Consider the following 23583-nt stretch of genomic DNA (forward strand, 5'->3'; position numbering starts at 1 on the left):
CCGAGCAGGGCGAACCGCGTTTCCGCAGGGGCGGACGATGGCCGTTCGGTCGGGCGACCGGGAATCCACGAGCACGCGGCACCCGGCCGGGTGCCGACGCCACCCCCGTACAGATGTAGCGGCTTAATAAAAGATGAAAGAAAAGGACTGCCGGGATCCTTGACCGTGACTGGCGTGGCAGGCAAGGTTCCGGGAGAGCGCTCTCCCGTCGCAGATTGATTTCGAGGAGCACCCGCATGCCCACAGTCGGCCTATCCCCAGCGGCCCCGGTGTCCCACGGCACCGGCCGCCGTACCCACAGACCGAGACCGGTGACCCGCGGTATCGTCGCCGCGATGGCCACCGCGCTGGCCGCCACCCTTCTCGCCTTCGTCCCCGCCACGAAGGCCGAGGCCGCGCCCGTCCTGCTCTCCCAGGGCAAGCCGGTCACCGCGTCCAGCGAGGAGAACTACGGCACCCCGGCCACTTCGGCCGTCGACGGGAACACCACCACCCGTTGGTCCAGTGCCGCTTCGGACCCGCAGTGGATCCGCGTCGACCTCGGCGCGACCACTCAGCTCAGCCAGATCGTCCTGGACTGGGAGGCGGCGTACGGCAAGGGCTACCGGGTCGAGCTCTCGACCAACGGCTCCACCTGGTCGACCGCCTATCAGACCACCACCGGTGACGGCGGCACGGACACCCTGAACATCAGCGGTGAAGCCCGCTACGTCCGGGTGTACGGCACCGCCCGCGGTACCGGATACGGCTTCTCCCTCTGGGAGTTCAAGGTGTACGGCGAGTCCGGCGGCACCGGCGGCCCGCAGCTGCCCGGCGGCGGCGACCTCGGCCCGAACGTGCACGTCTTCGACCCCTCCACGCCCAACATCCAGGCCAAGCTGGACGAGGTGTTCGACCAGCAGGAGGCCGCACACTTCGGCAACGGGCGGCACCAGTTCCTCTTCAAGCCCGGCACCTACAACAACCTCAACGCCGAGATCGGCTTCTACACCTCGATCTCCGGCCTCGGCCTCAAGCCCGACGACACCACCATCAACGGTGACGTGACCGTCGACGCCGGCTGGTTCAACGGCAACGCGACGCAGAACTTCTGGCGCTCGGCCGAGAACCTGGCCGTCAACCCGGTCAGCGGCACCAACCGCTGGGCCGTCTCGCAAGCCGCCTCCTTCCGCCGCATGCACGTCAAGGGCGGCCTCAATCTGGCCCCGAACGGCTACGGTTGGGCCAGTGGCGGCTACATCGCCGACTCCAAGATCGACGGCCAGGTCGGCAACTACTCGCAGCAGCAGTGGTACACCCGCGAGAGCTCGATCGGCGGCTGGTCGAACTCTGTCTGGAACCAGACCTTCTCGGGCGTCGAGGGCGCACCCGCCACTTCGTTCCCGGAGCCCCGCTACACCACGCTCCAGACCACCCCGATCTCGCGCGAGAAGCCGTTCCTCCACCTCGACGGCAACACGTACAAGGTCTTCGTCCCGGCCAAGCGCACCAACGCGCGCGGTGTCTCGTGGAACGGCACTCCGCAGGGCAGGTCGATCGACCTGAACCAGTTCTACGTCGTCAAGCCCGGCGCCACCGCCGCTACGATCAACCAGGCGCTGTCCCAGGGCCTCAACCTCCTCTTCACGCCCGGCATTTACCACGTCGACCAGACCATCAACGTCAACCGCGCGGACACGGTCGTCCTCGGCCTCGGCCTCGCGACGATCATCCCGGACAACGGCGTGACCGCGATGAAGGTCGCCGACGTCGACGGCGTCAAGCTCGCCGGCTTCCTGATCGACGCCGGCACGGTCAACTCCCCGACCCTGCTGGAGCTCGGCCCGCAGAACTCCTCCGCGGACCACGCCGCCAACCCCACCTCCATCCAGGACGTCTACGTCCGCATCGGCGGCGCGGGCGCCGGGAAGGCAACCACCTCCATAGCCGTCCACAGCGACGACGTGATCATCGACCACACCTGGGTGTGGCGCGCCGACCACGGTGAAGGCGTCGGCTGGGAAACCAACCGCGCCGACTACGGGGTCCGGGTGTACGGCGACGACGTGCTCGCCACCGGCCTGTTCGTCGAACACTTCAACAAGTACGACGTGGAGTGGTATGGCGAGCGCGGCCGCACGATCTTCTACCAGAACGAGAAGGCGTACGACGCACCAGACCAGGCCGCCATCCAGAACGGCGACACGAAGGGCTTCGCCGCCTACCGGGTCGACGACTCGGTCGACGTCCACGAAGGCTGGGGGATGGGCAGTTACTGCAACTACAACGTCGATCCGACCATCCGCCAGGACCACGGCTTCAAGGCCCCGGTGAAGCCGGGCGTGAAGTTCCACAGCCTGCTCGTGGTGTCGCTCGGCGGAATGGGCCACTACAACTACGTCATCAACAACACCGGAGCCTCCACGGTCCCGGCCGGCACCTCCACCGTGCCTTCCACCCTGGTCTCCTTCCCCTGATCCGCCCTCCGCGGTGAACCACCGGCCCGCGGAGGACGACTCCCCGGGCCGGGCCTGACCCCGGCCCGGGGGCAGCTCACCGCTCACCCCTTTCGGCTCTCTCTCCCACGGACGGCCGCCGTCCTCCCCGACGGCGGCCGTCCGCGTTCCCGCACCCAGCCCATCTCTCTCTCATCACTCTCACCCCCTTCAGGAGCCGCAATGCCTTCGTTGCCCCACTTCCGGAGACCTCCCCTGCCCTCCCTGCGCAGCCCCTCCCTCCGCAGACCCGCGCTCACCCTGATGCTCGCCGCCCTGCTCGCCTCCTCCCTCACCGTCCTCGCCGCGCCCACCGAGGCACGGGCCGCCGATCCCCTGATCTCCCAGGGCAAGCCCGCCACCGCCTCCTCGCAGGAGGGCGACGGCCTCTCCGCCGCCCAGGCCGTCGACGGCGACCTCACCGGCACCCGCTGGGCCAGCCAGTGGTCCGACCCGCAGTGGATCCGGATCGACCTCGGCAAGCGGTCCGACCTGAGCCGGGCCGTCCTCACCTGGGAGGGCGCCTACGGCAAGGCGTACGAGATCCAGGTCAGCGACAACGGCACCGACTGGACCACCATCCGGAAGGTCACCGACGGCGATGGCGGCACCGACGACCTCGCCCTCACCGGCTCCGGCCGCTACGTCCGGATGCTCGGCACCGCCCGCCCCGGCGGATACGGCTACTCCCTCTGGGAGTTCCAGGTCTACGGCACCCAGGGCGACACCCCGCCGCCGGTCGGCGGCGCCGTCAAGGTCACCGGCAGCCAGGGCGCCTGGCAGCTCACCGTCGGCGGTCAGCCGTACACCGTCAAGGGCTTGACCTGGGGCCCGTCCATGGCCGACGCTCCGCGCTACATGCCCGACCTGAAGTCGATGGGCGTCAACACCGTCCGCACCTGGGGCACGGACGCCAGCACGAAACCCCTTCTCGACGCGGCGGCCGCGAACGGCCTGCGCGTCATGAACGGCTTCTGGCTCCAGCCCGGCGGCGGCCCCGGCAGCGGTGGCTGTGCCAACTACGTCACCGACGCCGCGTACAAGTCGACGATGCTCACCGAGATCGCCAAGTGGGTCGAGACGTACAAGAACCACCCCGCGACCCTCATGTGGAACGTCGGCAACGAGTCCGTCCTCGGCCTCCAGAACTGCTACAGCGGCACCGAACTGGAAGCCCAGCGCAACGCGTACACGACCTTCGTGAACGACGCCGCCAAGAAGATCCACGCCATCGACGCCGACCACCCGGTGACCTCCACCGACGCGTGGACGGGCGCCTGGCCGTACTACAAGCGCAACGCCCCCGATCTCGACCTGTACTCGATGAACGCCTACGGGGACATCTGCGGCGTCCGCCAGGACTGGGTGGAGGGCGGCTACACCAAGCCCTACATCATCACCGAGACCGGCCCCGCGGGTGAGTGGGAGGTACCGGACGACGCCAACGGCGTACCCGACGAGCCCACCGACGTACAGAAGCGCGACGGCTACACCAAGGCCTGGGACTGCACCACGGGCCACCAGGGCGTGGCGCTGGGCGCGACCCTCTTCCACTACGGCCTGGAGCACGACTTCGGCGGGGTGTGGTTCAACCTGATCCCCGACGGCCTGAAGCGTCTGTCGTACTACTCGGTGAAGAAGGCGTTCACGGGCTCCAACGCCGGTGACAACCTGCCGCCGGTCATCAGCGGCATGACGGTGACGCCGGCCGGGTCCGCCCCGGCGGGTGGGGAGTTCACCGTACGGGCGGACATCCGCGACCCCGAGAACGACCCGGTGACGAACAAGATCTTCCTCAGCGGCAACTACGCCAACGGCGACAAGCGGCTCGTACCGGCGCAGTTCCGGTCCACGGGCAACGGCACGTTCGCGGTCACCGCGCCCGAGAAGCTCGGCGTGTGGAAGGTCTACGTCCAGTCGGAGGACGGGAAGGGCAACGCGGGCATCGAGACGAAGTCGGTCAAGGTCGTCGCGCCCCCGATGACCGGCACCAACGTGGCCCTCGGCAAGCCCACCACGGCGTCCAGCTCGCAGGCTTCGTACGGTGACTGCCCCTGCCCGCCGGAGCGCGCCACGGACGGCCGGCTCGACACCCGCTGGGCCAGCGACTGGAGCGACCCGCAGTGGATAGCGGTCGACCTCGGCGCGCGGACGCCCGTCCGCACCCTGCAATTGGTGTGGGACCCGGCCTACGCCAAGTCCTACCAGGTCCAGGTCTCGGACGACGGCAACGCCTGGCGCACGGTCCACACCACGACGACCGGCAACGGTGACATCGACACCATCGCCCTGACCGAAACGGCCCGCCACGTACGGCTCCAGCTCAGCGCCCGCGGCACGGGCTGGGGCTACTCACTGCACGAGTTCGGCGTCTACAGCTGATCGGCTCGAACCTTCGGGGGCCGTTCCGGCCCGGAGCGGCCCCCACGCCTCCCGCCCCCTTGTGCACCGGCCTGTGGACACCGCGTTCAACCGGCAGGACACGTCGGGCGCGCGGCTGGCATGCAGGATCCTGTTCAGCACGCCCACGTGAACGGGTGGATCGGCAAAGACGCGAAAACGGCTTCGGAACTTTTGCGAACCTACCGCAGTCTGGTCCACCCGCTTGCCGAGAAGCGAGCCGAGCACAGCGCGGACTTCGACACAGCCGACCTGTGCTGGTCCACCGTCAACGCCGTCCAGCCGTTGGGGCGGGTCCGGCGTCCCGGCGGAGGACGCTGACGGGTCGCCGATCTGGATCAGGGGGCTGCGACCGGCACGACTGGCCCTGGTCGAGCCCGACGACAGAGGCGACCCGATGTCGCCGCTTCGGTGGACGGTGAAATGGACCCGTACGCTCGCGGCGGAGCTGGCCCTGGCCGGGCGCCGGATCAGCGCCGATCTCGTCCAAGACCGGTCCTGCCCGCAGCATGGAAATCAGGCGACCAGGCCTGGCGCATCGTCCAGGATGACCTCATGAGGCAAGACCTGGTGATGTTCCTCCACGCACGGCTGGATGAGGAGGCCGTCCTGGCCCGACGCTGCGACGGTGACGGTTGCGGGGAGTGGACCGCTCATGGGCACACGGTCGACTTCTGCCAGGGAGAACTGTCCAGCTTCCATCCCACGATCGCCCTGCACGTCGCGCTGCACGACCCGGCTCGCGTCCTGCGGGAGGTCGAGGCCAAGCGACGCGTGCTCGCCCGCCATGTGCTCAGTCCAGCCACGGGCGACCCCGAACTGCCGTGGGACAACCGCGATGACTGCCAGTACGACGGCGAGACCTGGCCCTGCGATGACCTGCTCGACCTCGCGTCACCTTACGCCGATCACCCTGACTACCCCCGACGCCGTAGGCTGTTGTGGGAACGCAAGGGGAGACGATGATTGACTACCGCAAGGCAACAGCCGTTCCGGTATGGACGCTCGCGACCGGTGACGTCCGGGTGCCCGCAGTGGTCGGGGACGGGCCGATGACGGCTGAGCGCCTGGGTGAGTTGCGCGGCGTGCTGGCCGTCCTGGCCGACGAGCCGATCGCCACTCTCGAGGTACATCCGTTGCCCCACGAGCTCGACCGCAGCCGAGGCCTCCCGCTCGATGCTGTGAGTCCCCTGGCACAGCACCTGTCGCAGCTCGTCACGCAGACAGCACGGAACTCCTCCGCTGCGGCCACGGCGACCGCCGCCGGCGAGAACCTGTATCGCATCGTGATTCCGGCGAAGGTCGCAGCCCAGGTCGGTCAGGGCATGGTCCGCCAGATGGCATCGAGGGCGGTGGCCGGTGGCGTCCGTAGTCCACTCGTGGATCCCATGGGCCGCATCGTCGCCCAGGCGACGTATGTTCCGGTCGGTAAGGCGGCGGCAGCGGGCGCAGCCGGTGGAGCAGGTGCGACGGCCGGCATCGCGGCCGCCGGCGGCACGGCGCTCACCGTGGCCGCGCCGCTCGTGCTCATGGCCGTGGCGGTGGGGGTGAGTGCGCATGCCGACCAGCAGCGTCAGCAGGCCATCGAACACATCACGGAACTGCTGGAGCGACTGCACGAGGAGAAGCTCGAAGACGAGCACAGTGCCCTCGACGGCTGCCGAGGTGCCATCGAAAAGGCCACCGCGATTCTGCTCGACCAGGGCAAGCTCGGTGTCTCGCTGGGACTGGACTCGGCGGTGTATGCCATCGACACGGCGCTGGGCAAGGCCGGCCGCCGCCTCACCCGGTGGCAGAACACACTTGATGCGCTGCCCGATGGCGAGGCCGTCGAGATCGGCACACTGACCAAGTCGTTCCCCGGCGTCGACGACCAGGGTGGCGAATTCCGTGCCCACCTCGAACTCGCCTCGCTGGCGGTTGCGTTGAAGCGGCGGGTCGTTGTCCTGCAAGCGGTCGAGCATGCGCAGAACAACCCTGGCAACGTGTTCGAGAGCTTCACGCGTGAACTCAAGCGGGACCAGCAGCGCCTCGACGAAATGGAGTCGGGCATCGCCGAGGTTCTGCTACGCCTGTCGGCGCTCGAGCTGGCTCGCCCGAACGGATTGCGGCCCGTCTTCACGCCCGGTGAAGTCGATCGCCTGATGCGTGCGGCACACCGGATCAACCGGCTGGGCGAGAATGTGACGGTCAACAGCCGCGCCACGGACGTGACGATCGAGATCGCCCGCAACAGGGACGGCTCGGTGGTTGTCTTCCCTGCCCTGCCCGCGTAGGCGCGCCCGAATCACTTGGTGAGGCGAGTGGTGTGGGTCGCAGATGACGCGTGCCGATGCCGATGGGCGTGACCGCGTGATCGCCGTCGACGCGACAGCGCGGCGAAGCGATACGGCGGGCCGGTCGGTGTCGGTTTCATTCGAAACTGCGGGGGAGCGGCGGACTCGTCTGATCGGCCGTCCTGTCACCGTCGCCCCGGCAAGGACGGAGCATCGGACCGCCGCTCCCGACCCGCGGGCGGCCAAGGCCCCCAAGCCGCAGCCGGTGGAGAAGAAGGATTCGAACATCAGGAAGATCCGACGCCTGCTCGGTGAGGTGGACCGACCCTCCGGCAGCGGCCCGCCCAGGACCTGCTGCGGCTGATCGAGGAGATCGGGACCTGTCGCGATCAACTCACCCGACCCCTGCCCGCCACGGAAGCCAAGCTCGTCGAGCGGTGGCGGAGGAGGCTGGAGGAACAGAGGCACGGTACGGATCCCCATGCGATCGGGCGTCCCTGTGACGGATGCGGCACATGCCTGCTCGGAGTGCGGCGACTGTCGCGCGTGAAGCCGGCGACGCCTTCCCCTGAACGCCGGCGGGAGAACGTGCTGACCCCGGCCGCGTCCGTGGGCGCGCCCATCATCGGCTGGGCGGATGACTGGGAAGTCTCGGGCGCACCGATCCCGTGACCCGCCCAGAACCGGGTCCTTGGCTGCGTGACGAGGAGGGACCGTACGACGGTCTCGTCGCAGCTGCGGTGGACCGGTTGGGTCGCAACGTCGTTGACTGCCCGGACACTGGCTACGAAATGCGGGACGAGAAGAAGATCCTCGCCGCGTATGGGCATGGGGAAGCGTCGTGGTCGAACGTTCCGGAGGTCTGCTATTCGTCGGTGGGCACCCGGATTCCATGCCGACAGGGCTTGAAGTCCACGAGAACCACCGAGCGCCCGTGGATAGTTGGGTCCTCGACACATGACACGACGCTTTCCGGGCGCTCATCGCAGATCGGACATGACACGAGCGCGGGATAGTCGGGTTGCTGAAGGACTCCGAGGAGTACCTCCTCTTCCCTGCACAGTAAAGCTGCCGCGAGGTCAGCCGGCCACGTAGCTGTCATGCGCATGCGGTTCACCATCTTTCCCTCCGGGTGCTGCCGTGGGGCCGGGGGATGCGGGCGGGGTCACGGGGTATCGGCCGGCTGGTCGTCCTGCCACACCCAGCGGCCGTTGGTGTCGGGCGCATAGATGCTGCTGCCGCCCGGGAAGGTGCAGCCGTTGTTGGGAAGCGCAACCCACGGGTCCTCATCTGTGAGGGTCACGGAGGTGGTTTGCCCGTCCAGTGGTCCGCCGTGCAGTTCGACTGTGATCGAGATGGTGTCGTCGCTCATCTCGCTCTTCTGCCCCGACAGGTACAGACCAATTACTGATGGCCTGCCGGCCAAGAGCTGTCCCGTAGTTGGGCGGCGCCCCGTTGCCGATCCCGGATCGGCTCGTGTCAGTGGGCTGGTGACAGGATCGAGGGAGCCGATCAGGGGATGCGATGCCGGCCCCCTGTGCCTTCGCCCCGGGGGTCCTGTCCCGGGGCGAAGGCACAGGGCGGTGGTCAGCTGGTGCGGTTGTAGATCGCTGTGCCGGGGCAGGCGGTGACACCCGAACGGGTTGCGCACCCGGTGTATTGGCCGGAGCCGTTCCATCAGGCCCAGCCGCCGATGGTGCGGCCGTTGAGCCAGGTGTACTGGCCGTTGTAGTTGGCGTCGTACGTGCGCAGGCTCCAGTGCACGTGGGCACCGGTCGCGGCTCCGCCGGCGCAGGTGTCGGTGCCGATGGTTCCGAGCAGGGCGCTGCGGGCGATCGATGTTGCGTTGTAGTAGGTGGTGTTCCACATGTGGTAGTAGTCCGTCGAGAAGCCGCCGGGGTGGATTACTCTGGTCCAGCCGCCTCCGGCACCGCACATCGAGGTCGCCGTTCCCTCCCGGGACGAGCGGACCCGTCCGCTGGCGTTGCCTCCCGCGAAGTCGAGGCTGCTCCAGTAGTCCGTCGAGCCGGTGTGGGAGTGCGCTCCGCCGGTGAGGGTCATGTAGTGGTCGGGCATCCAGGGCAGCAGTAATCCGGCTGTGTTGGCAGCCGTGGTTCCCGCCGCCGACGCTTCCTGCTGCGGGTTCGCCCTGCGCTGAGCGTATGCCGTCATGGTCCGCCGCTCCGCCTTGCCGACCAGCGGAGACTTGGCCACGTGATCGGCGAAGTCGCGGTCGCCCTCGAGACCCGAGATCCATTGCCCGGCCTTGCGGTGAGCGATGTAGAGCCAGCCTTCCGGCTCGCCGTGGTGGGTGCGGGGTGCTTCGATGTACGCGACGCCACGAGCCCAGTCGGCCGAGACGGTACGGACATCGACGACTACCTTGCGGTTCTCGCCGGCGAGTTTGCTGACGGCGGCTTTCGGGGTGAGTCCCTTTGCGTCGTAGGACCGGGAGAGGACGTCTGTGGAGACGGCGTCGATCAGCGCCTGCCGGCCGGTGCCGAGGCGGTTGCCCACCGCAGACGGCATTTTCACGGTGACATCGAGGGAAGGCGGCTGGGCGGGGGTTGCGGGGGCCCCTGCGGGCGTTGCGGCCGAGTCGCGGAAGGCCGCTGTCGCCGAGGGTGCGGCGGAGAGCAGGCCGAGGGCGGCGAGGGCGGCGACGCTGGTTCTCACGGACAGCTTGGAGAGCATGGGTGGTGTCCCTTCTGGAGGAGGGGTCTGACAGGCCGACAGGAGCGAGAGCTGGATGGAACGCGCGCGACCACGTCAGGACATCCGCGACTTGACATGCCTGCGCCAATTCTATGCGCGTAGCTTACGAGTCCTTGAGCCGCCAGAACAGACCGAGTGGCCATGGATGCAAGGGGGGTGCTGGGAGCCGAACGGTGAAGTCGATGACGGTCGGGGCAGGGCTGTCCCGGGTCGGAGTGCGGCCTGTCGGTGAGGTCTGGGTGAACGAGCCGTCCCCTGGCTGCTGGACAGTGACTGTCCGGGCTGGTCGGCGACCACGGCTTCGGTGATCATGGGAAACCGGAGCGCCCCGAACCGGGAAGGGGGGCGCAGGGTTGGCGTTGCCGGAGCCTGACGCCTCGCACCACCGGGGAGCGGCCGGGAGCGTGACGCTGATGTCCGCGACCTCCGCACGTCCAGTCGGGCCGGCCTGGACGCCATCGCCCACGAGCTCAACCACCGTCCACGGAAAACCCAACGGCTACCGGACTCCGGCAGAGGCCTGCGCCGACCTTCCGAACAGCGGTGATGCGCTGACCGCTTGAGCTCGCCATCGCTTGCCGGCAGACGCGAGACAGGGGAGGCGGCTCGTTCTCGAGTTCTGCTACGGTGCCCGGATGTTCTTCCTTCGTGTCTAGGGGCCAGTGATGACCGCGCCCACCGGGCGCAGTTCTCGCTGCCCATGCACGTGTGAGCGCCATCGTTCCGGCGCTGTCTCAGAGGAACATGATCATGTCTTCGCCTTCCGTGGCCCCTTCATACGCGGCTGTGCTCCGTACTCGCTATGCCTGTCGCACGTTCGGTGCTTCGTTGGTGGGTCGGCTTTCCTATGGAATGGTCTCTTTTTCGCTGGTTCTGGCGATCAAAGAAGCCACCGACTCCTATGCCGTAGCCGGCGCCGTCATGGCGCTTTTCGCGCTGACCAGTGTCCTTCTCTCGCCGGCCCGTGCGGGCCTGGTCGACCGGTACGGGCCACGCCGAGCTCTGTGCCCCATGGCGGCCGCCTATGCGTTGTTGCTGACCGGACTGGCCTTCGCGACCGCGTGGCCGGACACATCAGGAATCCTGCTGGGGATCCTGGCGGTGCCCACGGGGGCGTGTACGCCGCCACTCGGCCCGGTGATGCGCACGTTGTGGAGCGATTTGGTTCCCGACCGGCGGTTGTTGCAGCGTGCGTACAGCCTGGACGCGGTCGCCGAGGAAATCCTCTTTGTCACAGGACCGCTGCTGGTCGGACTGCTGGTGCACGTCGCGGCACCATCGGTCGGCCTTGCGGCGAGCGCCGCACTCGTACTGATCGGCTCACTCGCCCTGAACTCGTCTCCGGCGGTCCGGGGCTGGTCCGGCCGGGAGAAGCCCCCCGTCGGGCCGACGTCGCCGGAGGGCCTCGTCTCCGGTGCGCGATTCTCCCCGTTGCGCCGATGGCTGCTGCACGGGGACCCGGAGATGCGCCAGGCGATCACGGTCTCCGCGGCTGTGGGCATGTGTCTGGGAGCCTTCGATCTTCTGGTGATCGCCTTCGCAGACGAACACAAGACTCCTTCCCTGGTCGCCTGGGTACTGGCCGCGCTGTCCGGAGGCAGCGCGATCGGCGGCCTTGTCTACGGAGCCGTCCCATGGCGGGCCCCGATCAGGCTGCGCCTGGCGCTCCTCGCGGCGGCCATGGGGCTGACCCTGGCCGCGATGGGGCTCTCCCCTCATCCCTGCATGCTCATCGGGTGGGCGGCGATCGGCGGACTGTTCGTCGCTCCGGCCCTCACCACCGCCTACTTGATCGCAGATGAGTGCGCCGATCCAACCGGCCGCACCAGGGCGAGTGCGTGGGTCAACACTTCCTTCAACGCCGGTTCGGCAGGCGCGACAGCTGCCACAGGGCTCTTGGTGGGCCGTCTTCCCCTGCCCGTGTGCTTCGCACTTGCCGCGACCCCGGTCGTCCTGTCCGCGGCGGCATCGGCCTCGCTCTGCATCACGACTCGTTCGATGACGCGCGGAGCTACCGGGACGCCCACCTCGACGAGCTGGACACAGGAGCGGCCGCGGGCGCTGGATGATCCTTCAGGCAGCGGCCGAGGAGATCCCGAACAGCGGGGCGAGCTGCCGCGCCGTGAGGTTGGCGCGCCGGCGGACGGCCACCAGCAGGACCCGGTCCGCCAGCGGTAGGCACCACGGGCGGCCGCCGCGGGGACCGTTCCCTCCACGCTCCCGTACCACCTTCACCAACCTCTCGAACGCAATGACTCGGGCAGCAGCGGCCGGACGAACTCCCGCTCGGCATCGGACAGTTCACGACGACGTATCACGACATCGTGATCCGCCGACGGTGATCATTCAGAGACACCGCCATGTCGGGTCGGGCCGGGCCGGAGACCGGTCCTGATCGAACCTGGCGGACCTCGGTCATGCGCTGACCGAACGTGATCTTTCGGTAAGGGCTTGGCCGCGAGCCCCACCGGACTGAGTACCTCACGGAGGGGCTGAGTACGTGAACGGGCTGCCCCGGGAGCCCACTTGGGGAGATCATGGCTGTACGGACAACGGGGACAGGGGGCCGTGATGGCGCGAGTCGTGGTCGTGCACGGGGTGGGTCAGGAGTATCTGGGTCGCAGGACCCTCCAGGCGCCCGTCGCCGCCGCGCTCGCGGACGGCGTCGAGACGGCGGCGAACGCCGGGGACGTGCCCGCGGACACGGTGCCGGCGGTCGAGGACGTGGACGTCGCTTTCTACGGCGACGCGTTCCGCACCCCCGGCGCCAAGGCCGGACCGTCCGGCTCGCTGTCCGTGGACGACGTGACCGATCCGTACGAGCAGGAACTGCTCCTCGCGTGGGCGGACGCGGCGGCCCGCGGGCAGGCGCCGAGGACCGGCACCAAGGCGCCGACGCCGCAAGTCGTACAGCGCGCCATGAACACCCTGCTGCGCTCGCCCTTCCTTCCGGGACCCGTGGCGGAGCGGTTCCTGCTCGGTGTGCTCCGGCAGGTCCGCCGCTACTTCGGCGAGGACGCCGTACGCGCCCGGGCGATCGAGGCGGTCACCGTCCGTGTGGGGCCGGACACGACCGTGCTCGTCGGCCACTCGCTCGGTTCCGTCGTCGCGTACGAGGCCCTCTGCGCCCACCCCGAGTGGCCCGTTCGCACCCTGGTGACCCTCGGCTCCCCGCTCGGCATGCCGACGCTCGTCCACGACAGGCTGCGCCCTGCCCCCCTCGCCGGCCGCGGCCACTGGCCGGCCGGCCTGACGCACTGGACGAACCTCGCCGACCGGCACGACGTGGTGGCATCCGTGAAGGAACTCGCGGACCTGTTCCGGCCCGCCGGGTCCGCGCCGGGCGGCGTGCTGCGCGACGTACCGGTCGACAACGGGTGGAAGGTCCACGACCTGCTGCGCCATCTCACGGCGCGGGAGACGGGCGCGGCGATCGGCGAGGGGCTGCGGGCGGGGTGACGGAGGCCATGGAGCCGAAGCGGTACGTGCTGGCCTTCGGCACCGCGCACTACGCGCACGAGGAACTGGCCGAACTGCCGCAGGTCGCCGACGACCTGCCCAAGGTGCTCGGCTCGCTCGCCGACGTCGGGTACGAACCGGTGCCCTTCTCACCCGAGGGCAGCCTGGACCCGACCGGCCCCCTGGACGTCCTGCGGCCGCTGCTGAGCTGGATCCCCGAGGGCTTCGAGAACGACGACGCCCTCCTCATCTACTACAGCGGGCACGGACAGGCGGACGGCCAGGAGCACTTCCTGATGTGCGCGGAGTCCGATCCGGGTTCGGCCGAGGTCCGGATCACCGCCCTCAGTACCCGTCAGCTCGTGGAACTCCCCGCCCGCAAGGGCGTCCAACGGATCCTGCTCGTCATCGACGCCTGCTACGCGGGCCGGGGCGCCGTGGACGCGTTCACCTGGGCCGTCGCGGCCAAGCACGCGGTCGCCCACGCGCCGAACACCGACCACCGCTTTCTGAAGTCCTTCGGCGTGCTCAGCGCGGCCCGGATCACCGAGGAGGCACAGGAAGGCGCGTTCAGCGCGGCGCTCGCCCACGTCCTCGGCGACGAGACCTGGCTCGGCCGCCGCTCCAGCCACATCTCACTGCCCGACCTCACCGGCGCGCTCAACGCCGAGTTCCGGCGCCGGGGCGTCGACCACCACGCGGACTGGGCCCAGCTGTGCGACGACACCGTCCGCGGGGACACCGCCACCGGGTTCTTCCGGAACCCCTTCCACGTGCCGGAACTGGACCTGATCGACCGCGACCTCGACGTCTCCGAGCAGCGGCACTTCGTACGGCGGCTCAAGGCGGCGTCCGGCTACGGGGCCGCCGAGCGGCAGCGCCGCTACAAGGACCTGGTCGAGCACTTCTCACCGCGCGGCACGGGCCGGCAGACCGTCCAGGAGACGGGGCACTACTTCACCGGCCGGGTCCGCGTGCTGACCCGACTGGCCCACTGGCTGCGGGGCGGGACCGACAACGACGCCCGGGTGTATGTCGTGACCGGTCCCCCGGGCGTGGGCAAGTCCGCGGTGCTGGGCCGGCTCGTCGCGCTGGCCGATGACGACGCGCGCGGCATCGTCCCCGCCGACAGCGTCACCCCCGGCACGGCGCCGCCCTCCGGATCGGTCACCGTCGCCCTGCACGCCCGCGCGCTGTCGCTACCGCAGGTCGTCTCCGCGCTCGCCGCCGCGTTCGGCTGCCCGGAGCCCACCGAGACGGCGCTGCGCGCACGTCTCGCGGAGCTCGACGACCCGGCCACCGTCGTCGTCGACGCCCTCGACGAATCGGGCGTCGCCCACGACGAGGAGCGCCGCATCGCCCGCTTCCTCGCCGAACTGGTTGCCTCGGCGCCCCGGCTGCGGCTCCTCGTGGGCACCCGCCCCCACCTCGCGGGCGCGGTCGCGGACGGCGCCCCGTACACCCGGGTCGTCGACCTCGCGTCCCCTGACTGGACCGAGCCCGACGACTTCGTGCGATACGCCGCGAGCGTCCTCAGATCACCGCTCGGGCCCGACAGCGGCACCGGTGTACCGGACGCCGTGATCGACTCGGCCGCGGCCGAGATCGCGCGGGCCTCCGCCCCGATCTACCTGGTGGCCCGGCTGATGGCGCGCTCGGTCGCCGGCTCCGGACTGCTGGGCGCACGAGAGCCGCTGGCGCTGCCCGTCCGTGACCCGGCGGCGGACCCCGCGGCCCAGGTCGGCCGGGCCTTCCGGTGGGCATTGGCACAGCAGCTGACCCCGGCGGAGGTCGCCGAGGTCAGCACCCTCCTGCTGCCGCTGGCATACGCGGAGGGCCACGGCATGCCCCTCGCCCCGATCTGGGCGGCACTCGCCGCCGAAGGGCCCGGGCGGACTGGTCCCACGGCGGAGCGGCTGACGCTGCTGCTGGGCCACGAGGCCGTCGGCCCCTACCTCGTCGAGGCCCTCGACGAGGACGACCGGTCGGTGTACCGGCTCTACCACCAGGCGCTCGCCGACGAGCTGCGCCGCCACGACGCGCCTCCGGACGCCGAAACGCAGTGGTACGTACGGCTCCGGGGCACGGTGCCGCGTGCCGCGGACGGTACGGTGCTCTGGCACGCGGCCGACCCGTACGTCCTGCGCCATCTGGCGGCCAAGGCCGCGGCGGCGGACCGGCTCGACGAACTGGTCACCGACGGCGAGTTCCTCGTGCACGCCGACCCCGCCGGACTCGCCCCCTGGCTGCACGGCCTGCGGACCGAGCAGGCACGCTTGGCGGCCGCCGTCTACCGCGCCCACCTGGACCTCCATCGGGACATGACCCGGGACGAGCGCCGGCACGTCCTCGCGTGCGGCGCCGCCAGGTATCGGCATGCCGTGCTGCTCGCGAGTCTCAACTCCGGCGGCCGGGTGGGGCGCTGGCGTCCTCAGTGGGCCGCGGCCGGCAGCGCGCCGATCACCCTCTCCGTGCAGCGACTTGCCGACGGGCGGGGACCGGTCGTCTCGGCAGCCGTCGTCGGGGCTGCGGGGCGGGACACCGTCGTCACCCTCGGCGACGGACCGCCGCAGGCCTGGGCGCTCGCCACGGGGCGCTCCTCCACGCTGCCGGACGCGGTCTCGGGCCAGCAGGTCACCGCCCTGACCGCGACCTCGCTCGCCGGCCACGGACTGCTGGTCACCAGCACCACCAACGGTGCACTTCACCTTCACGACCTCACCACTGGAGAGACCCGCACGGCCGAACCGGTGGGCCGGAGGAGTGCCCCTCCGAAGGCGCTCGTCACCCTCGAAACGGCCGGACGCAGGATCGTGGCAGGCGTGTCGGCCGACGGGCGGCTGCGGGCTTGGGACCTCGCCGACGCCAAGGCACTGTCGTGGCGGGAGCGGCTGCCCGGCGGCTGCCGCAGCGGCCTGGCGGTCCTGACCGTGGACGCGGACCCGCACGCGAGGAACCCCGCCCTGCGCCGGGGGCGGGATCTGGTCGTAGCCGGCGGCCCGCAGGGCGTCCTGTACGTCTGGGACCCGTTGCGCGGCATCCTCACCGCGACCGCGGCGGACCCGGACCGTCCTGCCATCGACTCGGTCGGCTGCGCTCTTGTGCACGCTCTGCCCGTCGTCGTGACGGTGGACCGCTCCGCCGTACGCGTCTGGTCGCTGCGGTGGGCGCGCGCGCCGCACGAGGTGGGCACTCTGCCGATGCGGTCTCCGGCGGTCGCGGTGTCGTGCGCCGTCCTGGGCGGCCGTCCCACGGCGGTACTGGCCTGCGAGGACGGCACCGTCCACCTGCTCGATCTCGAGAGCCGCCGGTTGACCGCCTCCTCGGCGGTGCCCCTGTCGTCGCCTGCGGAGGCGGTGGACGAGGCGCCCGGCTCCATGTCGGTGCCGCCGTTCACCACCTTGCACACCCACGCCTCCGCCGACGGTGCCGTCACCGCTGTTCTGGGCGCACCGGACGGGTCCGTGCACGTGTGCGACGTGACGGCGCCGCCCGGAGCGCCGAGCACCGGCCACACCCGGCCCGTTACGGCCGCGGCCTGCCTCGGGGGCACGGACCGGTCCCGATACGTGGTGACCGCGAGCACCGACAGGACGGTTCGGATCTGGCGGATGGACACGGGGGCGACCGCCCTGCCGCCGATCACGGACGACGTCTCGGCATTCACCGGCGTGGCCGCCGCCTCCGTCGACGGCCGACTGCTCGCGTTGACCCGGGCCGCCAACCGCCCGGCGGAGGTGTGGGACCTGTCCAGCGGCATGTCGATGGACAGGCAGTCGCCTCGCTGGCCCGTGGCGGAGACCGTCGGCCGGTACGAGGGCCGTCCGGTCGCCGTCACCGCCGGCCGCACGCACCGCGTGGACGTGTGGGACCTGATCACCGGTGTCTCGTTGTGCCGACTCGAACAGGGCCCGGGCCCGATCCCGGTGACGGCGCTCGCGTGCGCTCCCGGGGACGGGGCGCTCGCCGTGGTCGCTGCACGGGCGAACGGCTCGGCCGTGATGTGGCGCCGCGGCAGCCACCGGAACCCCCACGAACTGCGGAAGGGCTGGGAGGCGGTCGCGGTTGCCTGCGTCCGCGTGGGAGGAGACCCCGTGGCCCTCATCGCATGCGACGACGCCGTGATCCGGGCCTGGGACGGCACCGACACGGTCACCGTGGCCCGCTGGGAACTGCAGTACGGCGGGCCGGGGACGTCCGTGGCGGCGATTCAGGGCGGGCAGGCGAACCGGGTCACGGCGCTTTCGGCAGGGGTCGTGGACGGGCGGCTGTTGTGCGCGGTGGGGGCCGGCGACGGGCGGGTGACGGTGTGGGAGACGCACGCCGGGGCCTGGCCGCTTCCCGCGTGCGACGCCGCCGACTCGTTCGTCATGCCCGGCGGCGTACCGGTCACCGCGATGGAGTTCGCTGCCGACGGGCGCCTCGTGGTCTGCGCGGATACGGACGTCCATGTCTTTGGTCCCGCGTCGGCACCCGAGCCGGCCGACGACCCGAAGAGGGCCACGCGCCCCTTCCCGGCACCCCGGACGACCGGCTCCGGTACCAGCGGGGGCCGGTCGACGGCGGCTACCGGGCGGGACGTTCCGGGCCGGGCCCGGGGACTGTCCGGACCGTAGCGCCCGGGTTCGGCCTTCCGGACCCGGCCCAGGACCTGTCGTCAGACTCGGCGGCCTGGAGTGATCCAGCATGCGCAAGATCCTGGCCACCGCCACCACGCGCGGCATCGCCGTCCCGGGAGTGATCGTCCCGGCGCGCAGCAGGTCGCTCGCGGGGCGGAACGGAAGCCAGTCGTGCGCCGCCCGCAGCCAGTCGGGCAGCCTGCTCGCCGGGAAGGTGATCGGCGAGAACAGCATCACGAAGAACACCAGGATCTGGCTGGCGAGCCGGGCGAGCATGGGCGGCAGCAGCACGGCGAGCGCGTAGCCCACCGAAGTCGCCATCACCGCGGTCAGCACGGAAGCGGCGATGAGCAGCGGCCAGTTGAAGCTGTAGGTCAGGTCGTAGTGCAGCCAGGCCACGAACACCGAGACGGGGATGCCCGGAAGGGCGACGATCAGCCACACCGTCAGGTCGGACAGCAGATGCAGCGGGCGGGGCACCGGCAGCGCCCGCAGGTAGGTGAACGTGCCGCTGGTGCGGGACTGCGCCACCCCCTGCGGGACCATCACCAGACCGATGACCATCAGCAGCACGGTGGGGGTACCCGTGGACAGGAACAGGGCGGCCGGGGTGTTGATGTCGTCGATGAGGAACCCGAAGCCGACGATGATGCCCGCCGCGAGCACCGCCTGCACGACGATGATCAGCGGAACCATCGCGCCGATCTGGGCCATGTTCCAGCGCAACAGGGTCAGATAGGTCGTCACCGGGCCGGTGCGCGGGGGCACGGGACGGGCCGACCGGGTGCGGGGGGCGGTCGTGGTTGCGTCAGGCATGGGCGGCATCCTCTGTGGTGGCGGCCGCGCTCGGAGCGGTGGCGGCGAGGTAGACGTCTTCGAGGGTGGCGGGCGCCGGCGAGTACTCCTCGATCCGGCGCTCCGCGCGGAGCCTCGTGGCCCAGGCGACGGCGGCCTCGGCGTCGGAGGGGCCGAGCGTCAGCAGCACCCGGCGGGCCATGCTGGAGTTCATCGCGACCGCGGCCCGGGACGAGAAGCTCATCGGTCTGCTGCGGGCCCGCGTCGAGGTCTTGCTCAACGCCTACGGGCGGGTCGCCACTTCGGGACGCCCGGAAGGCGAGCACCTGCCCGTCGACGACGTCGCCCAGCTCATGACCGCATTCGACCAAGGTGTCTCCGTGCTCCAGCTCAGCGGCATCGCCTCCGTGAACGGCGCGCTGATGCGCACCGGCCTGCGCCGCCTCCTCGACCCGGCGAGCGCCGCCGTCGAACCGTCACCGGCTCGGGGCGGCCACTCCTCCCACAGGGCGGATGTGGAGTGGGTGCGCAGGCTCACCCGGGACACGCCGGACGCCTGAACCGGCCCGCGTCGGGGAGCTTGCCCGTTGGCCCGCTGGGCGGTTTCCCGGTCGGGACAGGAGGCGGCACGCGTCAGCGCCGGGGCGTCCTCGACCCGGCATCGGCCTTGCCGGCAACGGCCCACCACGACATCAGTCGGGCAGCCATCGCTTCCGGTTCCGATGGCAGAGGGGTAAGACCGAAGTGATCCTCCAGCTCGTGCCGCAGGAACTCGCCGATCTCCGTCCGGTCGGCACCACCCCGGAGCCGCTGGAGGAGAGGGATGAGCATGCAGTCGTACTCGTCCTGCACCTCGTCGGCGACGCCGATCGGATCCCACTCGTTGAGCAGGTGCCGCAGGCCGTTCTCGGTGATGCCCGTTGCGGATCGCATCGCTCCAGGGTGCCACCCGGGAATCACCGTCATCCCGCACCCTCACCTTGATCCAGACGCGCCGCCGCGGGCAGGCGTCGCTCCTCGGAGTCTCGTGGCACTCGCGGCCCGAACAGACGGTCCGTACCGGCGCGGAGGCGTCACGGCGTGGAGTTGCTGCCTCGGCCGAGGTCCTTGAGGAACTGTCGTTGGTCGTCCAGGAATCCGTCCGCGAAGAGCGAGCGGGGGGAGAAGAGCGCGGCGAGCGTGGTCTTGAGGTCCGACTGCTCGATGGACTGCTTGAGCAAAGAATGAGTCCCGTCCGGGTAGCGCCTGACCGTCAAGGCGCCGCCTGCGTTCAGCACCTCGGAGTAGACGCGCTCGGTGTCGGCGGTGTCCACGTTGATGTCACGGCCCCCGAGGGTCAGCAGCACCGGAACGCCGAGCAGGGTGCGGAGGTCCTGCGTGGCGTCCGCGGTGTGGTTCCTGGAGATGAAGCCCCAGCGATCGGCGGTCATGCCGTCCGCGTCGCGGCCCATCTCCTTGACGAATTCCTCGAAGGACGCGTGACGCTCAAGGAGCCGGCGGGTGGCGTCGCTCCTCGCGATCTCGGCCTTCGTGCGGGAGGCCGATGCGCCGTCGGCGCGCAGCTCGGCCAGGAGGTTGTAGCGGCCCTGCTGGAGCCAGTTGACCGCGGGCGAGACAGCGATGACGAAGCTTACGGGCGTTTCGGCGGCGATCTTCGGCAGAACCCAGCCCGCTTGACTGGCGCCCCACAGCCCGATCCGGTCGCCATCGATGTCCGGGCGGGCGCGTGCCCAGGCGATGGCGGCAACCGCCTCGTCGGCCCGGTCGTCCATGGACTGGTCGAGCCAGTCGCCGGGAGCGCCCGCGACGCCGGGCTTGTCCCAGGACAGGGAGGCGTAGCCCGCCTTGGCGTTCGCTTCCCACAAGGGTTTGTAGCCGTCGCCGTGGGTGGCGTCGACGGGGCCGTCGCCGTGGACGTACACGATGAGGCCGTGGCGCCCGCGGCCGTCCGTGGGGGTGGCCAGTACGCCCTTGAGGGTGCTGTTGCCGTGATGGATCGAGACCTGGCGCTCGTCCATTTCATAGGAGTTCTGCCACAGCACCACGCCGACGAGACCGGCGGTCACGACCAGGACCGTGGCAAGTGACCACACGGCGATGTGGAGCGCGCGCCGTCGGGGTTGGGGCTTTGGGCGCATGGGATCTGACCACCTCTGTTGGGGCCTACGAGTGAAAAGTATCGCAGACTCTACGATCGTAGTGAAGGTGATAGTTTTAAGTTGGGTCGCAACGGGACAAGGAGGCAGGGCATGGGACTGGACGCTGCTGGTGCGGACAGGGAACCGGTCACCGTCCGGCGGGGTGTTCCGGCCGGAGCCGAGCGGCGGGCGGCCGAGCTGTACTGGGACGCCTTCGGCCGCAAACTCGGTCCTGCCCTGAACCCGCCGGACAAGGCGGTGCCCTTCCTCGCCGCCCACCTGAACGCTGATCGCGCGGTGTGCGCGCTCCTCGACGGGCAGCTCGTCGGCCTCGCCGGCTACCAACTCGGCGGTCCCGCTCGCACGGGGGCATCGGCCTCCGCCGTGCTCCGCGCGTACGGACGCCTGAGAGGGCTGCACCGACTCCTGCTTCTCGCTCTTTTCGAACGCCGCCCGGCCCCCGGGCAACTCGTCATGGACGGCATCGCCGTGGATCCGGGCATCCGGGGCCGCGGTGTCGGAAGCCTGCTCATCGAGGAAGTGGCGGCCATCGCGATGGAGCAGGAATGCCGGGAGGTCAGACTGGATGTGATCGACACCAATCCGCGGGCCAGGGCCCTGTACGAGCGGCGCGGCTTCACGGCCGTGCGGACCGAGCGCACGCCCTGTCTGCGCGGGCCGCTGGGGTTCGGCGCGGTGACCACCATGCGTCGCGCCGTCGGAACGAAAGGAGCGAGAGAACTGTGAGCGCCGAGACGGACCACGTCGAGGTCCCTACCCGCATGCTCGTCCACGCGCTGATCGGCGAGGACGGCACGGTTGGCGCGGACGAGCTGTACACCGTCGCCAACACCCTGGGGATGAGTGACCAGCAGGTGCGGCTCTGCATCAAACGCCTGGTGGCCGAAGGCCGGTTCACGCACGAGGGCCGAGGCCGCAAGGCGCAGCTGCACGCGACCGCGGACACCACGCGTGCTCTCGCCCCCAACGCGGACTTCCTCCGCCACGCCTTCCAGCAGGACGCCGGGCTCGCACCCTGGGACGGTGTCTGGCACCTGGCCGCCTTCGCGGTGCCCGAGTCGGCGCGTACGGCCCGGGACTCCCTGCGCGAGACGCTCGTCCACCTCGGCGGCGCCCCGCTCCAGGGCGGACTGTACGTCTGTGCCAACGCCTGGGAACCGTATGTCGAAGAAGCGGCCCACCGCCTCGGTGCCCATGATGCGCTCACCCTGCTCACCGCGACGGACCTGCGCAGGGGCGTGGCCCAAGACCCTGCCGAGCTCGCCCGCCGACTGTGGCCCCTGCAGGAGATCGCCGACCGCTACCACCGCCTCGGCCGCATCGCGCAGCCCCGCCTCGCTCGGCTCACCGGCCCTGCCGGACTCTCTCCGTCGGCACTCCTCACCATCGCGGTCGAGCTGGCCGCCGAACTCACCCGCGCCATAGAACCCGACCCACTCCTGCCGCCTCAGCTCCTGCCCCACCCCTGGCCCGGCACGCAGGCCCGGAAGCTCGTCGCCCGGTGCTGGGCGGCCCTGCACGAACGAGAGCACGGAGAAACCCGTCCCGCCCTCTTCCGCCTCTACGCCGACATCACCCGGGAAGCAGCAGACCGGGCCACGCCCTGAAGACGGAGCGCGGCGCAGGCCGGGTCTGCCGGGCGAAGACGCCGACCCTTGCGCAGGCCGGTGGCGTGGGCGTTTCCGCTGCGGTCCTCGACCCGGTCCCGCAGCCGGTGACGGAGCTCGAGCTCGGCGATCGGCCGATCCGGGGTGGGGGTGGCGAAGCTCGTCAGCCGCATGCCATCCGCATCGGCGAGCCGCAACCGGACCCGGAATGCGGGCGTTCCTTCCGAACGATCAGCCGCATGCCCTCGGGGCAGCCGCCCACTACATCCTTGTCGGCGTCCGTCTGCTCCGTCTCGACTCAGTGGCCGGCGAGAGGGGATTCCTCGATCCCGGGCAGGAGGACAGCCAGTGCCTGTTCCGCCTGTTCGTAGACGGCTTCCACGTCGTCGAAGCGGCCCGACGCGACAACTGGGGCCGGTACTGGCACCTCCACCCGTTCACCGAACAGGAGCTGCGCGACCACGTGGCCCGGGACGGGCTCTTCCCCGACGAGCACGCCCGGGCCCTGCTCGACACCTGATGACAGGGCTGCCGGCCCGCCCGGGTCTAGACCCGGGCGAGGCGGGAGAAGAGCCCCCTGTGCGCCCAGCCCGTGCGGCGTAGTCCTGTCCAGACGCAGCCGGCGGCGATACAGACGGCGAGTGCGGTCGCACCGACCGCGGACGGAAGCGCGGCCATCAGGGCGACGCCCATCAACACGACGACGAACCCGTCGAACTGCCAGGCGAGGACACGCAGCCCGGAGAGGTCGCCGAACGGCGTGATGACGGGAAGGAGCAGTTCGAGCGGAAGATCCAGTTTCATCTCGCGCAGGAACCTGGCGCCCAGCGCCATGACCACCGATCCGGCGACGAGAAGGGCCGTGTCACCCAGATGCCCGCTGTGGTGGTCCCACCGGGCGACGACGGCGAAGCCACCCCCCAGGAGAGCACCGATCGTCACCGCGACGACGGGCCAGGTCAGCGTGCGGGCCAGGGTTCCACCCCATCGCTCGCCGAACAGCGGCGCCAGGGTCAGCTCATCCCGCAGTCCGCGCCATGTCTCGCCCACCCACCCCGATCCCAGGTACACACCCACCG

The 23583-nt window shown here is 70.4% G+C and carries 16 protein-coding genes and 7 pseudogenes; 14 read left to right on the plus strand and 9 right to left on the minus strand.

Going from position 1 to position 23583, the window contains the following annotated elements; translation table 11 throughout:
* The first annotated feature begins 236 nt into the window (after nucleotides 1-236).
* The 6 genes and pseudogenes from HET64_RS01320 to HET64_RS01345 all read left to right on the plus strand — a co-directional run bounded on the left by HET64_RS01320 (nucleotide 237) and on the right by HET64_RS01345 (nucleotide 7514).
* Nucleotides 237-2456 carry a discoidin domain-containing protein gene (locus HET64_RS01320; protein ID WP_374105525.1) on the plus strand — a complete coding sequence of 740 codons (2220 nt, stop codon included), beginning with the start codon at nucleotides 237-239 and terminating at the stop codon, nucleotides 2454-2456.
* Nucleotides 2457-2738: 282 nt separating this feature from the next.
* Nucleotides 2739-4856 carry a discoidin domain-containing protein gene (locus tag HET64_RS01325; protein ID WP_215101341.1) on the plus strand — a complete coding sequence of 706 codons (2118 nt, stop codon included), beginning with the start codon at nucleotides 2739-2741 and terminating at the stop codon, nucleotides 4854-4856.
* 297 nt (nucleotides 4857-5153) lie between these two features.
* Nucleotides 5154-5367 (plus strand): annotated as a pseudogene (locus tag HET64_RS01330) (ISAzo13 family transposase); the annotation flags it as partial.
* A gap of 62 nt (nucleotides 5368-5429) precedes the next feature.
* On the plus strand, nucleotides 5430-5840 hold the full coding sequence (locus tag HET64_RS01335) for a DUF6221 family protein (protein ID WP_215101308.1): 411 nt from the start codon (nucleotides 5430-5432) through the stop codon (nucleotides 5838-5840).
* Nucleotides 5837-7150 (plus strand): hypothetical protein, encoded by a 1314-nt coding sequence (locus tag HET64_RS01340; protein WP_215101310.1) that lies wholly within the window; start codon nucleotides 5837-5839, stop codon nucleotides 7148-7150. Before HET64_RS01335 ends, HET64_RS01340 begins: the two co-directional genes overlap by 4 nt.
* Before the next feature lie 43 nt (nucleotides 7151-7193).
* Nucleotides 7194-7514, plus strand: coding sequence for a hypothetical protein (locus tag HET64_RS01345; protein ID WP_215101312.1), 321 nt, complete (start codon nucleotides 7194-7196; stop codon nucleotides 7512-7514).
* A gap of 801 nt (nucleotides 7515-8315) precedes the next feature.
* Here the strand turns inward: HET64_RS01345 and HET64_RS01350 are convergent.
* Both HET64_RS01350 and HET64_RS01355 read right to left on the minus strand, forming a co-directional pair.
* Complete coding sequence (locus HET64_RS01350) at nucleotides 8316-8522, minus strand: hypothetical protein (protein WP_215101314.1); 207 nt, start codon at nucleotides 8520-8522, stop codon at nucleotides 8316-8318.
* 215 nt (nucleotides 8523-8737) lie between these two features.
* A pseudogene (locus HET64_RS01355) lies at nucleotides 8738-9844 on the minus strand (M23 family peptidase).
* A 771-nt stretch (nucleotides 9845-10615) separates the two neighbouring features.
* Between HET64_RS01355 and HET64_RS01360 the strand changes: the two are divergent.
* Nucleotides 10616-11836: pseudogene (locus tag HET64_RS01360) on the plus strand (MFS transporter); the annotation flags it as partial.
* A 105-nt stretch (nucleotides 11837-11941) separates the two neighbouring features.
* On the opposite strand, the pseudogene HET64_RS01365 reads toward HET64_RS01360, so the two are convergent.
* Nucleotides 11942-12118, minus strand: a pseudogene (locus HET64_RS01365) (transposase family protein); the annotation flags it as partial.
* A gap of 318 nt (nucleotides 12119-12436) precedes the next feature.
* On the opposite strand from HET64_RS01365, the gene HET64_RS01370 reads away from it, so the two are divergent.
* The 3 genes from HET64_RS01370 (at nucleotide 12437) to HET64_RS38625 (ending at nucleotide 18247) form a co-directional block, all read left to right on the plus strand.
* Nucleotides 12437-13324: an alpha/beta hydrolase gene (locus HET64_RS01370; protein WP_215101316.1), complete on the plus strand. Its 888-nt coding sequence runs from the start codon at nucleotides 12437-12439 to the stop codon at nucleotides 13322-13324.
* An 8-nt stretch (nucleotides 13325-13332) separates the two neighbouring features.
* Complete coding sequence (locus HET64_RS01375) at nucleotides 13333-17940, plus strand: caspase family protein (protein WP_215101318.1); 4608 nt, start codon at nucleotides 13333-13335, stop codon at nucleotides 17938-17940.
* A gap of 70 nt (nucleotides 17941-18010) precedes the next feature.
* Nucleotides 18011-18247, plus strand: coding sequence for a hypothetical protein (locus HET64_RS38625; RefSeq protein WP_251144610.1), 237 nt, complete (start codon nucleotides 18011-18013; stop codon nucleotides 18245-18247).
* On the opposite strand, the pseudogene HET64_RS01380 reads toward HET64_RS38625, so the two are convergent.
* A pseudogene (locus HET64_RS01380) lies at nucleotides 18133-18591 on the minus strand (ABC transporter permease); the annotation flags it as partial. The gene HET64_RS38625 and the pseudogene HET64_RS01380 sit on opposite strands and share 115 nt — an antisense overlap.
* Nucleotides 18592-18751: 160 nt before the next feature.
* Nucleotides 18752-18940 (minus strand): hypothetical protein, encoded by a 189-nt coding sequence (locus tag HET64_RS01385; protein ID WP_215101325.1) that lies wholly within the window; start codon nucleotides 18938-18940, stop codon nucleotides 18752-18754.
* Here HET64_RS01385 and HET64_RS01390 point away from each other — a divergent pair.
* The gene (locus tag HET64_RS01390) at nucleotides 18939-19298 is read left to right on the plus strand and encodes a hypothetical protein (protein WP_215101327.1); all 360 of its coding nucleotides are present in this window, start codon (nucleotides 18939-18941) and stop codon (nucleotides 19296-19298) included. The genes HET64_RS01385 and HET64_RS01390 overlap by 2 nt on opposite strands.
* Nucleotides 19299-19371: 73 nt before the next feature.
* Here the strand turns inward: HET64_RS01390 and HET64_RS01395 are convergent, their stop codons facing one another.
* On the minus strand, nucleotides 19372-19671 hold the full coding sequence (locus tag HET64_RS01395; protein WP_215101329.1) for a hypothetical protein: 300 nt from the start codon (nucleotides 19669-19671) through the stop codon (nucleotides 19372-19374).
* A 140-nt stretch (nucleotides 19672-19811) separates the two neighbouring features.
* On the minus strand, nucleotides 19812-20876 hold the full coding sequence (locus tag HET64_RS01400; protein ID WP_215101331.1) for a S9 family peptidase: 1065 nt from the start codon (nucleotides 20874-20876) through the stop codon (nucleotides 19812-19814).
* Nucleotides 20877-20987: 111 nt separating this feature from the next.
* Between HET64_RS01400 and HET64_RS01405 the strand changes: the two genes are divergently transcribed.
* Entirely contained in the window at nucleotides 20988-21623 is a 636-nt protein-coding gene (locus HET64_RS01405; RefSeq protein WP_215101333.1) for a GNAT family N-acetyltransferase, read from the plus strand.
* Nucleotides 21624-21658: 35 nt separating this feature from the next.
* Nucleotides 21659-22504, plus strand: a complete 846-nt coding sequence (locus tag HET64_RS01410; protein ID WP_215101343.1) for a PaaX family transcriptional regulator C-terminal domain-containing protein — start codon at nucleotides 21659-21661, stop codon at nucleotides 22502-22504.
* Nucleotides 22505-22554: 50 nt separating this feature from the next.
* Here HET64_RS01410 and HET64_RS01415 read toward each other — a convergent pair.
* A pseudogene (locus tag HET64_RS01415) lies at nucleotides 22555-22760 on the minus strand (IS1380 family transposase); the annotation flags it as partial.
* Nucleotides 22761-22805: 45 nt separating this feature from the next.
* On the opposite strand from HET64_RS01415, the gene HET64_RS01420 reads away from it, so the two are divergent.
* A complete protein-coding gene (locus tag HET64_RS01420) occupies nucleotides 22806-23024 on the plus strand; it encodes a hypothetical protein (protein ID WP_251144611.1) in 219 nt (72 codons plus the stop codon).
* A gap of 26 nt (nucleotides 23025-23050) precedes the next feature.
* Here HET64_RS01420 and HET64_RS01425 read toward each other — a convergent pair.
* Nucleotides 23051-23583 (minus strand): annotated as a pseudogene (locus HET64_RS01425) (hypothetical protein); the annotation flags it as partial.

Source organism: Streptomyces sp. McG3 (assembly GCF_018619185.1).
Classification (GTDB): domain Bacteria; phylum Actinomycetota; class Actinomycetes; order Streptomycetales; family Streptomycetaceae; genus Streptomyces.

Coding starts and splice junctions, on each gene's coding strand:
- HET64_RS01320 (WP_374105525.1), top strand. CDS start 237: ATGCCCACAGTCGGCCTATCCCCAGCGGCCCCGGTGTCCCACGGCACC.
- HET64_RS01325 (WP_215101341.1), top strand. CDS start 2,739: ATGCTCGCCGCCCTGCTCGCCTCCTCCCTCACCGTCCTCGCCGCGCCC.
- HET64_RS01335 (WP_215101308.1), top strand. CDS start 5,430: ATGAGGCAAGACCTGGTGATGTTCCTCCACGCACGGCTGGATGAGGAG.
- HET64_RS01340 (WP_215101310.1), top strand. CDS start 5,837: ATGATTGACTACCGCAAGGCAACAGCCGTTCCGGTATGGACGCTCGCG.
- HET64_RS01345 (WP_215101312.1), top strand. CDS start 7,194: ATGACGCGTGCCGATGCCGATGGGCGTGACCGCGTGATCGCCGTCGAC.
- HET64_RS01350 (WP_215101314.1), bottom strand. CDS start 8,522: ATGAGCGACGACACCATCTCGATCACAGTCGAACTGCACGGCGGACCA.
- HET64_RS01370 (WP_215101316.1), top strand. CDS start 12,437: ATGGCGCGAGTCGTGGTCGTGCACGGGGTGGGTCAGGAGTATCTGGGT.
- HET64_RS01375 (WP_215101318.1), top strand. CDS start 13,333: ATGGAGCCGAAGCGGTACGTGCTGGCCTTCGGCACCGCGCACTACGCG.
- HET64_RS38625 (WP_251144610.1), top strand. CDS start 18,011: ATGCGCAAGATCCTGGCCACCGCCACCACGCGCGGCATCGCCGTCCCG.
- HET64_RS01390 (WP_215101327.1), top strand. CDS start 18,939: ATGCTGGAGTTCATCGCGACCGCGGCCCGGGACGAGAAGCTCATCGGT.
- HET64_RS01385 (WP_215101325.1), bottom strand. CDS start 18,940: ATGGCCCGCCGGGTGCTGCTGACGCTCGGCCCCTCCGACGCCGAGGCC.
- HET64_RS01395 (WP_215101329.1), bottom strand. CDS start 19,671: ATGCGATCCGCAACGGGCATCACCGAGAACGGCCTGCGGCACCTGCTC.
- HET64_RS01400 (WP_215101331.1), bottom strand. CDS start 20,876: ATGCGCCCAAAGCCCCAACCCCGACGGCGCGCGCTCCACATCGCCGTG.
- HET64_RS01405 (WP_215101333.1), top strand. CDS start 20,988: ATGGGACTGGACGCTGCTGGTGCGGACAGGGAACCGGTCACCGTCCGG.
- HET64_RS01410 (WP_215101343.1), top strand. CDS start 21,659: ATGCTCGTCCACGCGCTGATCGGCGAGGACGGCACGGTTGGCGCGGAC.